Here is a 14,968-nt window from a genome sequence, read left to right as displayed (position 1 = left end):
ATCAATGTAAAAGTCCTTTTAAAATTCCTTGTAGGCGGAAGCTATAATTAGGCCTTTGCGAACTCAGCTTTTGAGAGCTCACCGTTACCGTCTGTATCAAGCTCTGCAAATTTACTCATAAGCTCAGCATCAACCGATGCTTCACTTTGGCTGATTGCGCCGTTGCCATCAACATCTAGCGTATCAAAATCGGTAGCAGCAAACGCCGCTGATGAAGATGCCAGTGCGATAAGTGCTAATGTTTTATTTAATGTGTTCATAATTAATATTCCTTCAATGTACTATCAAAAAATTTGTCTCAATACTGGTTTTCAATGCGAGTAAAGTCTTCCTTGTTATCCTTTATCATGGGTTCCCTGCCCACTTAGGTTGTCTTTGGCAACTCAGGATAAACTCAGTATTAGGTTATTAAGCTTTTGAAAACTCTTCTTTTGATAACTCACCGTTTTGGTCAGTATCAAGCTCTGCAAATGTTGTAGATGTAATACCACCCATTGATGCTTCTTGCTGGCTCAGAGCTCCATTCCCATCAACATCTAGCGTATCAAAATCGGTAGCAGCAAACGCCGCTGATGAAGATGCCAGTGCGATAAGTGCTAATGTTTTATTTAATGTGTTCATAATTAATATTCCTTCAATGTACTATCAAAAAATTTGTCTCAATACTGGTTTTCAATGCGAGTAAAGTCTTCCTTGTTATCCTTTATCATGGGTTCCTTGCCCACTTAGGTTGTCTTTGGCAACTCAGGATAAACTCAGTATTAAATTATTAAGCTTTTGAAAACTCTTCTTTTGATAACTCACCGTTTTGGTCAGTATCACGCTCTGCAAATCTATTTAAAAGCTCAGCATCTTCTGCGGCTTCAACTTGACTGATCACACCATTTTCATCAACATCAAGGGTATCGAAGTCTAACGCCTCAAAAGCAAATGCTGCTGATGAAGAGGTTAATGCAATAAGTACTATCGCTTTATTTAGTATGTTCATTGGTTATCTCCTTTCACCTGAGATGATGAATAGTGTGTTACGAAGTCCTTTTCATTTTTCCCTGTCAAAAAGCGACATTAAGCTTTTGAAAACTCTGCTTTTGAAAGTTCGCCGTTACCGTCGGTATCAAGCTCTGCAAATTGGCTCATAAGCTCAGCATCAACTGAAGCTTCACTTTGGCTAATTGCGCCATTACCATCAACATCTAATGTGTCAAAGTCTGTTGCAGCAAATGCGGCTGAAGAAGATGCTAGAGCAATAAGTGCCAACGTTTTATTTAATGTGTTCATAATAAATATTCCTTCAATGTTTATGGTTTCGAACGATGTGCTAATCACATTTTCGTTCTGTACAACTAGACTATTACAACTTCGATGCCACATTTTAAAAAATCTTTAAAATCAAATTGTTAAAAATAAATTTTACTTTTGACTGGCTATTTACGGTGTTTTTTGTTGCTTTTTAGCAACACGTAAACCACCTATAAAATATAGTTTATAAAAATCAATTGATTAGGTTTAATAGAAAAGACACAGATCAGTACTTACAGTGTTCGTATTTATATTTTTATAGGCAAGAAAAGTGACAGGCACTGAAATTAACCAGCTGAAAACTAGCAACTGAAATAAATAAAAAATCTATGTTACTGATAATTAATAACAATAAAAATAAATTTAGAGTTCTTTAAGGTAGGTTACGGTATATCCGCTATTTTGTCGCAAAACAGCGAATATGCACAAATTTACACCAGCGGCTCAAGCACTGTAAGGTCAATAAAGTGGTCTTTCATGAAAATTTTCATCTCGTCTTCACTTGCCGTTAGTTGAATACCAAACTGCGCGCTAGTGGCATGGCTTTTAACACTGCATATTTGTCCGCTAAACTCAGTAACACCTTTATTATTTTTATCGAGCATAATATGACACTGAGTATTTTTTAATTCACTGAGATCAGCTTTGCTTTTTACATCAAACATCACCCCAGTTACTGAGATATCTTTAATAACTCCTTGCATCTCGCGTTCGTCATTAAACTTTATTTTTGCAGCTAATAATGTGGGAATACGAGTTTGTGATCGTAAACTAAATAATTGCACTTCAGTTGGGAAATTTAAATAAATAAGCCGTGCCGGGTGCGACGACACTGACATAACCTGCTGACGAAATGCTATAACTTGCCCACCACCGCTTTCAAGCACCGCTCTGACGATCACCACAACACCATCTTTTAAATATTCCCCCGCGTTACCTAAACGCTTTGCTGAGGGGTAATTTAAGATCACAAAACGCTCATGCAATAAACCAACAAATTCAGTTTTAACTCGTTTGCTGGCTGTGGGTGTTAAGATTTCGACATCAACTACGCTACCAGCACTAATATAGGCAAGGTTGTCTAAGTTTAACTGTTGTCTTGTTTTTGCCATTTCCTTTCCAACTATAAATAACCTTGTACAAGTAATCGCTTTTATACAAATTAACCACGCCAGAAGGTCGGTGTAAACAATACTAATAAGGTGAATATTTCTAATCGCCCAAACACCATCGCAATGGTTAATAGCCATTTAGCGCCATCACTAATAGCGCCATAATGCGACGCAACATCCCCCAAACCAGGGCCGAGGTTATTTAAGCAAGCTGCGGTGGCTGAGAACGCCGTTATGTTATCCATACCGGTGCCCATTAACGCTAACATAATAATGACAAATACCAACGCATAAGCAGAGAAAAATCCCCATACGGCTTCAACTACTTTATCTGGTAATGCCTTACGACCAAGTTTAATAGAGTAAATAGCACGAGGATGCACTAACCGATTAAGCTCACGTATTCCTTGCAGATAAAGTAAAAACACCCGAACTACTTTCATACCGCCGCCGGTTGAACCCGCACAACCACCAATAAAGCTCGAAAATATCAGTAAAATAGGCAAGAACAACGGCCATGCTGAAAAATTATCGGTGGCAAAACCCGCAGTAGTACTAATTGATACCGCTTGAAATAATGCCTGATCGAGCGTTTCGTCACCGTTTGCATATATATTATTGGACGACAGTACCGTAAAACACACAATCACCAGCGCTAGTTGAATAAACAAAAACACTTTAAACTCAGGGTCGCGGATATACACCCTGAGATTTCGACTCGAAACAGCCGCGTAATGCAAGGTGAAATTAACGGCAGCGATGATTAGAAATATCACGCAAATAAAGTTGATTAATGGACTGTCAAAGTGTCCCATAGAAGCATCGTAAGTAGAGAATCCGCCTATTGCAACTGTAGAAAATGAATGACAAATGGCATCAAACCAATTCATTCCGGCAGCCCAATATGCCAAAGTACACGCCGTAGTTAACGACACATAAATATACCAAAGATGTTTTGCGGTATCGGCAATACGTGGCGTCATTTTGGAGTCTTTAACAGGCCCGGGAATTTCAGCTCGATACAGCTGCATACCACCCACACCAAGCATGGGTAGTATCGCAACCGCAAGTACGATTATCCCCATACCGCCAAACCATTGTAATTGCTGACGATAAAATAATACCGATTTAGGAAGATACTCAATGCCCGTGAGTACAGTTGCTCCTGTCGTCGTTAAACCTGAGAACGCTTCAAATACCGCATCTGCTAAGGATAAATTAGGTTCTTGTAAAAAAATCAGCGGTAAAGATGCGAATGCCCCTAGAACTAACCAAAATAGCACCACAATTAAAAAGCCTTCGCGTGCTTTCAAATCCCCATGCTCATGGCGGTTAGGGTAGTAAGCAATTAAGCCAATAATTACACTGAATATAAATGCGAGGACAAATGGCACACCACCACCATCTTTATAAATGAGCGATACAATTGCCGGCGGCACCATAGTGATACTAAACAGTACAACCAATTGGCCGAGAATTTTTATGATGGTACGAAATTGCATTGAGCTATCGCTTTTTTATTAAGTAATGATTAGTGCGTGAATGCTATTGTCTTACTCTTTAATACTTAACTCAACCGCGCCATGACTCAAATCATAAATATCTTTTATGGCTTGTGTGGCTTGGCGGCTATCTATAGTGATAACCCATTCAATATTAGCAGTAAATTGCTTTTCTATGTTAAGTACTTGATATTGCGTTTTTAGTAACTGCTCTATCGCTCCTTGCGTGCTGTAATCACTACAGCCCACCAGCTCAACACTAGGAACTTTTAATGTGGTTGTTAAATGTGCCAAGGCATTATTTAGCGAGCCACCATATGCTCTGACTAATCCGCCAGTGCCTAATTTTATACCGCCAAAGTAACGAGTAACCACAGCAGTGATTTCTCCAAGCCCAGAGCCCATTAACACATTAAGCATAGGCTTTCCTGCCGTACCATTTGGTTCACCATCATCAGAGAAACCATAAACATGACTACCACCTGGATTGCCTGCAACATGCGCCCAACAGTTATGACGAGCATCACTGTATTTACTTTCAATCTCACGGATAAACGCTTTTGCCGAGGCTAAATCTGGCGTATGAGCGATATGCACAATAAAGGTGCTTTTTTTTATTTCTTCTTGATGAAAAACGGTTGCTGCTGGGTACTTATATTCTGACATTCTTTAATAAACCCAAATAATGAAGCAAAAAATGGGGCCATATGGCCCCAACTTTTAACACCTGATAATTAATCTAACGATAAATCACGGGTCATATTTTCTAAGCTATCTTCGTGAACAATAATATTGTCCTCGATACGAATACCACCAAATGATTTAAACGCTTCAACCTTTTCCCAGTTAATAAACTGTTTATTGTCAGTTTGCGCTAAATCGCCAAGTAATGAATCGATAAAGTACAAACCAGGTTCAATCGTGAATACTTGGTTTTTCTCAATCAAGCGCGTGCAACGCAAGAATGGATGACCTTCAGGTGGGGCTTGATGTGTACCCTTTTCATCAGCCATAAAACCACCCATATCATGTACTTGTAAACCAAGATGATGACCAAGTCCATGCGGGAAGAAAGTCGACGTAATACCGCGCTCAACGATCTCAGCAGCTGGTAACTTAACAATATTAAAATCACTAAGCACCTGAGCAATACGTTGATGGCAATCTAAGTGCAGTTCACCGTATAACAAGCCTGGTTTCAATGCTTTACCCAATGCAATTTGGTGTTGTGTCATTGCGGCAATTAATTCGGCAAACTCGCCCGACTTTTTAAAATCATAAGTACGAGTTATATCTGCAGCATAACCATGAAAGTTAGCGCCAGCATCAATTAAGAACGAATGATGTGCCTTTGGGGCTTGAGGCTCAAAATGAGTGTAGTGCAAAATAGCGCAATTTTCGTTAAGCGCAACAATATTGCCATACGGCATTTCGTTTTCGCTTTGGCGAGTAGCCATTAAATACGCTTGCTGAATATCAAATTCAGAGCCACCGTTAAAAAAGGTATCACGCGCCGCTTTATGGCCATCAACCGCAATACGGTTAGCTTGGCGTAAGCATTCAAGTTCGTATTGAGTTTTATAAGCGCGGTGGTAATTAAAGTAATTGAGCACCGGCTCTGGATTCATAATGCTAAAGCCTAGCGCTTGGGCTACTTCTAGGTATTCTCCGATATAAGCGTACTTCGCTTTATCGTACGGTAATAGTTTTTCAACTTGATCAGGCTGTAATAATAGCTCGATATCAAAGTAATCAGCCCAAAAATCTCGTGGCTCATCTGGCACTTTGTGCCAAAAGTCGACTGGGCGATAAAAAATTAGTTTTGGCTTATCACTGCCATTTACAACAATCCAACAATGTGGATTATCGATGACCGGTAACCAAGCTTTAAAATGCGGGTTAACTTTAAACGGATAATACATATCGTCTAAAAACTGACGTTTAGCTTGTCCAGAATGGATCACTAAACCTTCTAATCCTTCACGTTCAATAATAGTACGAGTACGCTGCTGCAGTGTTGCAATATGTTCGGCATATAAAACGGCTAATTTATCCATAGAAAACCCATCTGTTAAATTTAACTTATTTCAAGTCTAACATAGACCCTGTTTAACCCCAATGCAGATGCGCTAAAGCACTTGTGCCTTAGCCACCCATCTTCATATCCAATATTGGTGCCAATATATTTCCTTCGCGCCCTAAACGCGTGTGATAAACCTGACGATATGCAAATACATTTTTTACGTACTCCCGAGTTTCACGATACGGGATAAGCTCAATCCATAATTCAGCAGGCATGGCTTCATCTGGTAGCCACTTTCTGATTCTATGGTAACCGGCGTTATACGAGGCTGTAGCTAGTATTTCGTTGCCATGGTTTTTCTTTTTTAAGTATTCTAAATACTCTGTACCTAAACGTATATTGGTCTTAGGTTGACTTAAACGGTTTCCTGAAACAGTACTTTTATTTACATACTTTGCTGTACTTGGTAATAGCTGCATTAAGCCACGCGCATTAGCATGAGAACGTGCATCAGGTGCAAAAGAGCTTTCACGGCGCGAAATAGCAATGCTCCAAGTAACATCTATATGATTACGTTTACTATAACGTTCAAATAAATCTTGAAAAGCAAATGGGAAACGTAACTCTACATAATCCCATGCCTTAATTTGCGCTAAAGTATAAATAGTACTGTCGTACCAATCTAATTCTGCTGCGAGTTTTGAAGCCGCGAGCTTTTCTTCATCGCTAGAAGTGCTTGTTAAATAATTCCATTCGCGACGAGCAGAAGTAAACCGCTCAAGTTCATACATCGCTTTAGCACGTTTAAAACCAGGGGCATTAGCCACCTCATGCATTAATTTGTCGCTCACTAACAATGGTTGATTATTGAGCTCAATAGGTAAACCCAACCGCGCAGCAGCCAAAAATCCATAATAATCACGCTCTTTTGCGACTATTTGCCAAATAGCTTTAGCACGCTGTGTATCACCTCGTTGTTCTAAACTATACGCTAACCAATATTGCTGACCCAGACTAAGATTTTCTTTACCTGTAAAAAACGCCACAATGCCCGACCAATCTTGGGTTTTTAGCATATTGCCTAACTGCCATTGCATTAATTTACGATCTTGGCGATCTTTGGGCACTTTACTCAACCAAAAACGCGCCTCAGGGTGGCCACTTGATGCCAGCGATAAAGCAAAACTATAATAAACATCAGCCTTTTGCTCGTCAGAATAGTTAAACATTTTGTCTAACTTTTCCCATGCCTTAAGCGCCAAGGTTTTATCTCGCCAAATTAAGCGTTTAATTCCATAGTGTGCAATTTCACTTTCTTTAACTGTTTTATGCTTATAGCGGTACATTCCTGCTACTGCACTGGGATCACTGCGAACTTTTCGGTAAAAGTCAGCCAAGTATTGCTCATTTTTCGGTAATAAGGTTTTTAAGTATGGCAGTAAGCTTTGCGAGCCACCTTGTGCCGATAACGTAATGCGTTGCCATATTTGCTCTTGGCTCATATAACCTTTTTTACGCCAAACATTAAATAGTGAATCGCATTCTTCTGGCTGTGATTTCCCGACAGTCCATAAATTTGTTACTTGACTCATTATCGCTTGTTCCGGCGCCCCTAAATCAAGCTGATACTGCAGGTAAGTGCAAGTCAGCTCACTATTTGTAGTCTCGCGATAATTATTAATAAAAGCAGCTTTGCGGTTTTGCTTTTGTAAATTCTGCAGCCATGCTTTGCGCACCGGCCACTCTAAAGGCGTACTTTGATAAATAGTTAAATAACGCTCTATTTCAGATTGATGCTCAATATCAGGATGGCGCTGCCAATAGAGTTGCTCTACATAAGGCTTTAATGGATGGTCTAGCTGTGCAACGACTTCCTTAAACTCTTGATAACTAGCATATTTGACTTTTTTTTCAGCATCTAAAAATGCGTCATGCTCCGTATTAGCGTAGGCAGAAAATAAAGGAAATAATAATGCTGCTGCCGTTACACTTAAAAATTGTTTTTTCATGATGACCTTAAATATTCAAAGGTAAATAAAAGACAAACACTTCGCCTACACCTTAGCACCAAACAAGCTATATTTTAACCAGTAGTAAGACACCACAGTAAATTTTTCGTTGCATTTTTAATTTAAAGCAAGCACACTGATTGAAATGCAAACTCATCGTACCAGTCTTAGTTCACTAACTAGGGAGAATAATAATGTTATATAAAAGCGATTCCTTTGAAGTTGCTTTCATCAAGGATAATATCGCCGAGTTCAAATTTTGTGTTGCAGGTTCTGTAAACACTTTGTCTCAGCAAACCTTGAAAGATTGCGCCTCTGCATTAAAAGAATTAGCCGCAAACAGTGATATCAAAGGCATGATTTTTACCAGTGATAAAGAACACTTTATTATTGGCGCCGATATTTTCGAATTTTTACCTACCTTTACTAAACCAGAAGCTGAATTAGTAACGTGGATCAAAGATGCCACTGATGTTTTTGACGCGCTAGAAGATTTACCATTCCCAACTTTAAGCGCTATAAATGGCTTAGCACTTGGTGGTGGTTGTGAGTGGGTACTCGCTACCGATTATCGTGTTGCTAGCACTGATGCTAAAATTGGCCTACCAGAAGTAAAACTTGGCATCATGCCTGGATTTGGCGGCACAGTTCGCTTACCACGCATTGTTGGTGCTGATAATGCGATGCTTTGGATCACCTCTGGTGCCGAAAACCGCGCAGCTGATGCTTTAAAAGTAGGTGCTGTTGACGCAGTAGTTAGTACTGACAAACTTATAGAGTCAGGAATTTCAACACTTGAATTAGCAATCTCTGGAAAACTAGATTGGCAAGCTAAGCGACAAGTAAAATTACAACCACTTAAATTGAACCGTGTTGAGCAAGGTATGAGCTTTGCAATGGCTGAAGGTATGGTTATGGGTAAAACCAAAGGCCACTATCCTGCTCCTATTATGGCAGTTCGCACTATTAAAGCAGCAGCAAACTGTGAACGCGCCGAAGCAATGGCAATTGAAAATGCCAACTTTGCTAAATTAGCACGCACCCCAGAAGCGGCAGCCCAAACGGGTATTTTCTTAGCAGATCAATACATCAAGGGGAAAGCGCGCAAGCAAGCTAAAACCAGTGATGTAGTAATTAAACAAGCTGCAGTACTTGGTGCTGGCATTATGGGTGGCGGTATCGCTTACCAGTCAGCTTATAAAGGAACACCTATTATAATGAAAGACATCCAACAGGATGCGCTTGATTTAGGTATGGGTGAAGCATCTAAGCTATTAGGTCAAAAAGTTCAACGCGGCCATATGGCGATGGACAAAATGGTAGCAACGTTAGGTAAAATCAAACCAACTCTTAATGATAGCGATTTACAAAGCGCTGATATCATTGTTGAAGCAGTTGTTGAAAATCCTAAAGTTAAACAAGCCGTTTTAGCAGGTCTTGAAAAAGACATGCCTGCAGGCACTATCTTAACGTCTAACACATCAACTATTCGTATTGATGAATTAGCCACGGCTCTTGAAAAACCTGAAAATTTCTGTGGTATGCACTTCTTTAACCCAGTGCCAAAAATGCCACTAGTAGAAATTATTCGCGGTGAGAAAACCTCAGAGCAAACTATTAACGCCGTTGTTGATTACGCCTTAAAGTTAGGTAAATCACCTATCGTTGTTAACGATTGCCCAGGATTCTTTGTAAACCGTGTATTATTCCCATACTTTGCCGGCTTTAGTAAGTTAGTTGTTGAAGGCGCTGATTTTGCCAAAGTAGATAAAGTAATGGAAAACGTATTTGGCTGGCCTATGGGTCCTGCATACTTACTTGATGTTGTTGGTATTGATACGGCTTACCACTGTACTGGCGTGATGGCAGATGGTTTCCCTGAGCGCATGTCACGTGCCGAAAAAGATCCGGTAACAATATTCGCTAACGAAAAGCGTTTTGGTCAAAAGAACAAAGCGGGTTTCTACCAGTATGCTCCGGATCGTCGCGGTCGCTTGAAAAAAGCTCAAGATCCACAAGCCGTTGAGCTACTTAGTTCAATCACTGATGCACCGAAAGAGTTTGATAAACAAGAAATTATCGACCGTTGTATGATACCAATGATCAACGAAGTGCTACTGTGTTTACAAGAAAACATTGTTGCTTCTCCACAAGAAGCTGATATGGCACTTATTTATGGTATTGGTTTTCCTCCATTTAGAGGCGGCGCGTTCCGTTACTTAGATCAAACTGGACTAGCTAACTTTGTTGCAACAGCTGACAAATACGCTCATCTAGGTGCGATTTACCAAGTATCTGAACAAACTCGCAAATGGGCTGAAGAAGGCCGTATTTTCTATAAGGTGGAAGGATAAGACCATGAATACTCCAGTAATTGTAGATTGTATCCGCACGCCAATGGGCCGTTCAAAAAACGGTGTATTTAAACATAAGCGTGCCGAAGATTTAAGCGCCCACTTAATGAAGGGCTTACTTGATCGCAACCCAGCCGTTGATCCAGCATCGATTGACGATATCTATTGGGGTTGTGTACAACAAACTTTAGAGCAAGGTTTTAACGTTGCTCGTAATGCCGCATTACTTGCCGGCATTCCTCACACAGTGCCAGCGGTAACAGTAAACCGCTTATGTGGATCATCAATGCAAGCATTACACGATGCTGCTCGCGCAATCATGACTGGCGCTGGTGATACCTACATCATTGGTGGTGTTGAGCACATGGGTCATGTGCCAATGACCCACGGTAACGACTTTCACCCAGGCTTAGCAACTTCAATTGCACAAGCATCTGGCTCAATGGGCTTAACCGCAGAGTACCTTGCAACTATTCACGGTATTACCCGTGAGCAGCAAGACCAATTTGCATACCGCTCACATCAACGAGCTCATGCAGCAACGGTTGAAGGACGTTTCCGCCGCGAAATCCTCGCAATGGAAGGTCATGACGCAGATGGTTCACTGATTTTAGTTGAAGATGACGAAGTAATTCGTCCAGAAACAACGGTAGAAGGCTTATCACAGCTTCGCCCAGTATTTAACCCTGCATCAGGCTCAGTCACTGCCGGTACGTCTTCAGCTCTTTCTGACGGCGCATCTGCTATGTTAGTAATGAGCGAAGAAAAAGCCAAAGCTTTAGGCTTACCAATTCGTGCACGTGTTAAAGCCATGGCGGTTGCAGGTTGCGATCCATCAATCATGGGTTACGGCCCAGTACCAGCAAGTAAAAAAGCATTAGCACAAGCCGGTATCACTATTGATGATATCGATGTTGCTGAGCTTAACGAAGCATTCGCAGCACAGTCACTACCAGTATTAAAAGACCTAGGTCTTGCTGATGTAGTTGATGAAAAAGTGAATTTAAACGGCGGTGCTATTGCTCTGGGTCATCCTTTGGGTTGTTCTGGTTCACGTATTAGCACCTCGTTAATCCACTTGATGGAAGATAAAAATGCACGCTATGGTTTAGCCACTATGTGTATTGGTTTAGGCCAAGGCATCGCAACGGTATTTGAACGTGTGCAAGATTAATAAAATGTATTAAGTAATACCTTGGTGATAAAAAGCCGCGTCGATTTATAAATCGACGCGGCTTTTTTATAATTAATTTTTTGCAGCTAAGTTATGTCGCTTTATAAGCACAAGTGAAGTGACTTTATTTATCAGGCTGAGGTCGTTAAACTAGCAGCCTTAAACTAATCGTTAAGCGCTAAATAAACAGTAAAGGTTATGCAATGAGTTTTGAGAATCCCGATCACCAATTAGATGCCATTGGCCTACGCTGTCCGGAGCCTGTAATGATGATCAGAAGCGCGGTACGTAAAATGGAAAATGGCGAAACTTTATTAATTATTGCCGACGACCCATCCACCACCCGTGATATCCCCAGTTTCTGCCGCTTTATGGATCACACATTGTTAGAAAAGGAAGTGGATGCAGTACCGTATCGATATTTAGTGAAAAAAGGGTTATAAATCAATAATTAACCATAATTAAAACATTCATTAATCCCAGTAAAAGTTTAATTTCAGCTGCCACTGAAACTCTGTTGCATGTTTATAACCAAATCGTATATCGAAATCTTGATTGATAGGCACTGATAGCTCGATGTTAGTTGCAATACCGCTTAACTGTTGGTGATAAAACTTCTCAATTGATGTTCTTAGTTTTAAATTAGAAGTTACAGTCGTTAAAAATCCTAGCTCTATTGAAGTATCCAGCCATTGTTGGGTGCTTTGTAATTCACCAGCATAACCATTAATCATACCGTAAACTAGCGACTGATTAGCATTTAATAACCATGACTTTCCAACTCCTGCCATGGCAAATGTACTTGAGCAACTAAAGCACTGGCTGCGATTTCTTTCATAACCTACATTTATCTGCCATGCCCAACCGCCTTCATTTGGCCACTGGCTATAGGCTGGGTTAAATGATTCTAGATCTAAAAGATGTAATTTTTCTAGATATAACTGCGAATCAAATAAAGCAACTTCAACATCCAACATCTCTAAATTAGAGTAAGGAACTCTGGCAATATCAGAAGCTAATGAATCAAAATAACTCAATCTGAAACCTAAATTTAGGCTTTGTTCATTTTTATACACAGTTGAAGAAATAGATATATTTGAGGGTTTCTGAGCTGAATGCGGTGCATGTTTATCATAATTAATAAAAGAGGTTTCTTTACCTGGAGGTAGGACTAAACGAGCTTTAATAAGAGCTTTTTTTAACTTTTCAATGTGTTCAACATCATATTTTTTTATTTGTTGCAACTGAACAAACTCAAAAAGAGTTTCAATAATTCGTTTTTTAGTTACCACATCTAGATTTGTAAATGTCGGCTCAAAAAGTATATTTTGCGAATGATAAATAGCTAAAGCCAGCTTGGAGTCTTTCGCTGAAAGATTGTTTTCATATTGATGAAAAACACTACTTCTTGAAGGAGTAAACTCAATCTGTTTTACTAGCTTTTCGTTATTATATTGAGCACTATTTAAGCGAGAAAAAATAGTCGCAGGAATAACCCAAGGCGAAAGCTCATTCGTTAACTGCTCCCCTATAATTAATTCAACAACCCTTGCGATATGAAATGCACAGTTTTCATCCGCAAAATAGTAAGAATACTTAGCCCCCATAATTTCCCATAAATGATTAGTTAAAAAGAGGACGTCTTCTTGGCTAAAGTTAAGCTTATATTCCCATATATCTCTCAGCTCTATTTCACCATAGTTATGTTGATGACGGTAAAATAGTTGATCTGAAAAACCGGCCTCGTAACCGCCAAATAACCCTTTCGTAATATAGACCAAACCGTTTTCATTATCAGGAACTAGTGCGCCATAATTTAAGCTGTAATCTAGTAACTTATTGTGCTCTGGCGTTGATCTATTTAGCTTTAAAAGCATATGACCATAAAGCGAAGCCGGATTACTCATATACCCTGAAGCAAAGACTAAACTTACAGAGTGAATCGGTTGTTTATCTCTCCACTCTATAAGTTCGATGCATTCAACCTTTGGCTCTGAGAATTCAAGCCCTTGTGATAGTAACCACTGATATCTAGCAGGATATTTGCATTGCATTTGTGCGTCTTTATTAAATGCATCAATCGTTGCTTTTAACTCGGATGAAGGGTTATTTTTGCCATTTTTTGAGATAAAAAATGAATCACTCTCAATATAACTTTGAGGAGCTGATGCATTTTTATAATGCCCTAATTTCAACCAGGTTGGATGCTCGGAAAGTGAGCTAGATGAATAAGATGAAAACGTAGCAAACAGTGCTAGTGCTGGTAAGTATTTGATTGTAGTCATAAGTATGAGTAGGTGCTGACACCTACTCTATTAACAGTTAAATAACTGGGCAAGTAGCTGCAAACTGTGTTGTCACTTTGCTTTCAACAATTGCATATAATGCTTGAGGGTCTTGAGCGGGTTTAGTCGCAAAATCGCTACGGATAGCATTTACAATTTGACCATGAGAACTAGCGTCACAACCACGCACATTTAACATTGCAGTAACATACTCACCTTCACCTTCAGCAATTTCTTGCTCAAGTACAGGGAATGTTTGTTGAATAAATAGAGCTGTTTTTGCACCTGCGCCTTCACAGCTACCTACAGATGATATATTTGAAGATACTGCTGTAGTACCTAAATCCCAAATAATATTTGAAATTGCTGCTGCGGTTCCATTCTCTGGGAATATCATTGCGCCGATACCACAATCCTGCCAAGGGTTAACGCCCTCTTTAGCCTGTAATGGAGCAGCTATAAAAGCCCCCGCTAAAACAACTGCTGTTACTGTAGTTTTTAACATCTGTAATCCTATTTTAATTTTTTTTATTCATATAAACGAGCAGAGTATAGTGATATCGAGCTCTTTATAGATTTAAAAGAAGTTTTGATATAATACTCAAAAATGATTGACTACGATTAACGCAAAAAATCAATAACAATATTAACAGGATGTAATTACTTTTGTAAATATAATCAGTGTACTCAAACCTAAATCTCTACTCTCACTTCTTTGTTATTGTTACTTTTGGCTGATCGTTATTATGATAATCGATACTAACGATGTAGCTGCCTTTAATTGCAGGAGTGAAGCTAAAGTAATTATAGGTAGTATTGCAATCTGCTTTGACGCTTTGCCCTAACGTCAGAGATTGACCGGTTGGATCTTGTTCACTGAATCCGCAATTATAACCTGCGCTCCAATCCATATCGGCAATTTTAAATTCATACACTTTACCCGGTGTTGAAAACTTTACTTGTGCTTGATAAAGCGCAGGCGCGACTTGAGTAAATTCATATTGCTTTTCTGCATCCCATAAATTGAAGTCGCCGCGGAGGTACATTGTACGGTCAAGTTCTTGGCCTGGCAGTACATCGCTAAGATCTGGCATTTGTATTTGGCTCGAACAAGCACTCAATAAAGTAACTAGAGCCACTGTTAATATACGTTTCATAGGTATTCCCTCTAATACTAAAAAGCCAGCATAGCTGCTGGCTTTTTAAGCGA

At 39.7% G+C, this 14,968-nt stretch carries 15 protein-coding genes; 3 read left to right on the top strand and 12 right to left on the bottom strand.

What is annotated here, in order from left to right; all coding sequences use genetic code 11:
• Positions 1–47: 47 nt before the first annotated feature.
• The 9 genes from FW757_RS18795 to FW757_RS18755 all read right to left on the bottom strand — a co-directional run bounded on the left by FW757_RS18795 (position 48) and on the right by FW757_RS18755 (position 7,945).
• The gene (locus FW757_RS18795; protein ID WP_145241754.1) at positions 48–260 is read right to left on the bottom strand and encodes a calmodulin; all 213 of its coding nucleotides are present in this window, start codon (positions 258–260) and stop codon (positions 48–50) included.
• A 148-nt stretch (positions 261–408) separates the two neighbouring features.
• The gene (locus tag FW757_RS18790; protein ID WP_145241752.1) at positions 409–621 is read right to left on the bottom strand and encodes a calmodulin; all 213 of its coding nucleotides are present in this window, start codon (positions 619–621) and stop codon (positions 409–411) included.
• Between the two features lie 148 nt (positions 622–769).
• Positions 770–988: a calmodulin gene (locus FW757_RS18785; protein WP_145241750.1), complete on the bottom strand. Its 219-nt coding sequence runs from the start codon at positions 986–988 to the stop codon at positions 770–772.
• 77 nt (positions 989–1,065) lie between these two features.
• Positions 1,066–1,278, bottom strand: a complete 213-nt coding sequence (locus tag FW757_RS18780) for a calmodulin (protein WP_145241748.1) — start codon at positions 1,276–1,278, stop codon at positions 1,066–1,068.
• Positions 1,279–1,730: 452 nt separating this feature from the next.
• Positions 1,731–2,411 carry a flagellar brake domain-containing protein gene (locus FW757_RS18775; protein WP_446441568.1) on the bottom strand — a complete coding sequence of 227 codons (681 nt, stop codon included), beginning with the start codon at positions 2,409–2,411 and terminating at the stop codon, positions 1,731–1,733.
• Between the two features lie 50 nt (positions 2,412–2,461).
• Positions 2,462–3,913, bottom strand: coding sequence for a TrkH family potassium uptake protein (locus tag FW757_RS18770; protein WP_182718503.1), 1,452 nt, complete (start codon positions 3,911–3,913; stop codon positions 2,462–2,464).
• A gap of 51 nt (positions 3,914–3,964) precedes the next feature.
• Positions 3,965–4,579 carry a YigZ family protein gene (locus FW757_RS18765; protein WP_182740625.1) on the bottom strand — a complete coding sequence of 205 codons (615 nt, stop codon included), beginning with the start codon at positions 4,577–4,579 and terminating at the stop codon, positions 3,965–3,967.
• A 68-nt stretch (positions 4,580–4,647) separates the two neighbouring features.
• A complete protein-coding gene (pepQ, locus tag FW757_RS18760) occupies positions 4,648–5,970 on the bottom strand; it encodes a Xaa-Pro dipeptidase (protein WP_446441567.1) in 1,323 nt (440 codons plus the stop codon).
• A gap of 88 nt (positions 5,971–6,058) precedes the next feature.
• The gene (locus FW757_RS18755) at positions 6,059–7,945 is read right to left on the bottom strand and encodes a transglycosylase SLT domain-containing protein (RefSeq protein ID WP_182740623.1); all 1,887 of its coding nucleotides are present in this window, start codon (positions 7,943–7,945) and stop codon (positions 6,059–6,061) included.
• 194 nt (positions 7,946–8,139) lie between these two features.
• Between FW757_RS18755 and fadB the strand changes: the two genes are divergently transcribed.
• The 3 genes from fadB (at position 8,140) to tusA (ending at position 11,916) form a co-directional block, all read left to right on the top strand.
• Complete coding sequence (gene fadB / locus FW757_RS18750) at positions 8,140–10,299, top strand: fatty acid oxidation complex subunit alpha FadB (RefSeq protein WP_446441566.1); 2,160 nt, start codon at positions 8,140–8,142, stop codon at positions 10,297–10,299.
• Between the two features lie 4 nt (positions 10,300–10,303).
• Positions 10,304–11,473 carry an acetyl-CoA C-acyltransferase FadA gene (gene fadA, locus FW757_RS18745; RefSeq protein WP_149983177.1) on the top strand — a complete coding sequence of 390 codons (1,170 nt, stop codon included), beginning with the start codon at positions 10,304–10,306 and terminating at the stop codon, positions 11,471–11,473.
• Between the two features lie 203 nt (positions 11,474–11,676).
• Positions 11,677–11,916, top strand: a complete 240-nt coding sequence (tusA, locus tag FW757_RS18740) for a sulfurtransferase TusA (protein WP_182718508.1) — start codon at positions 11,677–11,679, stop codon at positions 11,914–11,916.
• Positions 11,917–11,946: 30 nt separating this feature from the next.
• On the opposite strand, the gene FW757_RS18735 is transcribed toward tusA, so the two are convergent.
• From FW757_RS18735 to FW757_RS18725, 3 genes are all read right to left on the bottom strand, one after another.
• The gene (locus FW757_RS18735) at positions 11,947–13,758 is read right to left on the bottom strand and encodes an Lnb N-terminal periplasmic domain-containing protein (protein WP_182797905.1); all 1,812 of its coding nucleotides are present in this window, start codon (positions 13,756–13,758) and stop codon (positions 11,947–11,949) included.
• 37 nt (positions 13,759–13,795) lie between these two features.
• Positions 13,796–14,263 carry a DUF3015 family protein gene (locus FW757_RS18730; RefSeq protein WP_149983174.1) on the bottom strand — a complete coding sequence of 156 codons (468 nt, stop codon included), beginning with the start codon at positions 14,261–14,263 and terminating at the stop codon, positions 13,796–13,798.
• A 202-nt stretch (positions 14,264–14,465) separates the two neighbouring features.
• Positions 14,466–14,915, bottom strand: a complete 450-nt coding sequence (locus FW757_RS18725; protein WP_182718510.1) for a hypothetical protein — start codon at positions 14,913–14,915, stop codon at positions 14,466–14,468.
• Positions 14,916–14,968: the final 53 nt, after the last annotated feature.

The organism is Pseudoalteromonas sp. 1181_04, from assembly GCF_052850545.1.
Note: the sequence above shows the minus strand (reverse complement) of the source record. Positions and strands in the feature narration are given on the sequence as shown.

Excerpts from the sequence above, each read along its gene's own strand:
- pepQ (WP_446441567.1), bottom strand. The coding sequence starts at position 5,970 with ATGGATAAATTAGCCGTTTTATATGCCGAACATATTGCAACACTGCAG.
- FW757_RS18795 (WP_145241754.1), bottom strand. The coding sequence starts at position 260 with ATGAACACATTAAATAAAACATTAGCACTTATCGCACTGGCATCTTCA.
- FW757_RS18775 (WP_446441568.1), bottom strand. The coding sequence starts at position 2,411 with ATGGCAAAAACAAGACAACAGTTAAACTTAGACAACCTTGCCTATATT.
- fadB (WP_446441566.1), top strand. The coding sequence starts at position 8,140 with ATGTTATATAAAAGCGATTCCTTTGAAGTTGCTTTCATCAAGGATAAT.
- FW757_RS18765 (WP_182740625.1), bottom strand. The coding sequence starts at position 4,579 with ATGTCAGAATATAAGTACCCAGCAGCAACCGTTTTTCATCAAGAAGAA.
- FW757_RS18770 (WP_182718503.1), bottom strand. The coding sequence starts at position 3,913 with ATGCAATTTCGTACCATCATAAAAATTCTCGGCCAATTGGTTGTACTG.
- FW757_RS18730 (WP_149983174.1), bottom strand. The coding sequence starts at position 14,263 with ATGTTAAAAACTACAGTAACAGCAGTTGTTTTAGCGGGGGCTTTTATA.
- FW757_RS18780 (WP_145241748.1), bottom strand. The coding sequence starts at position 1,278 with ATGAACACATTAAATAAAACGTTGGCACTTATTGCTCTAGCATCTTCT.
- FW757_RS18790 (WP_145241752.1), bottom strand. The coding sequence starts at position 621 with ATGAACACATTAAATAAAACATTAGCACTTATCGCACTGGCATCTTCA.
- FW757_RS18725 (WP_182718510.1), bottom strand. The coding sequence starts at position 14,915 with ATGAAACGTATATTAACAGTGGCTCTAGTTACTTTATTGAGTGCTTGT.
- FW757_RS18755 (WP_182740623.1), bottom strand. The coding sequence starts at position 7,945 with ATGAAAAAACAATTTTTAAGTGTAACGGCAGCAGCATTATTATTTCCT.
- FW757_RS18785 (WP_145241750.1), bottom strand. The coding sequence starts at position 988 with ATGAACATACTAAATAAAGCGATAGTACTTATTGCATTAACCTCTTCA.
- tusA (WP_182718508.1), top strand. The coding sequence starts at position 11,677 with ATGAGTTTTGAGAATCCCGATCACCAATTAGATGCCATTGGCCTACGC.
- FW757_RS18735 (WP_182797905.1), bottom strand. The coding sequence starts at position 13,758 with ATGACTACAATCAAATACTTACCAGCACTAGCACTGTTTGCTACGTTT.
- fadA (WP_149983177.1), top strand. The coding sequence starts at position 10,304 with ATGAATACTCCAGTAATTGTAGATTGTATCCGCACGCCAATGGGCCGT.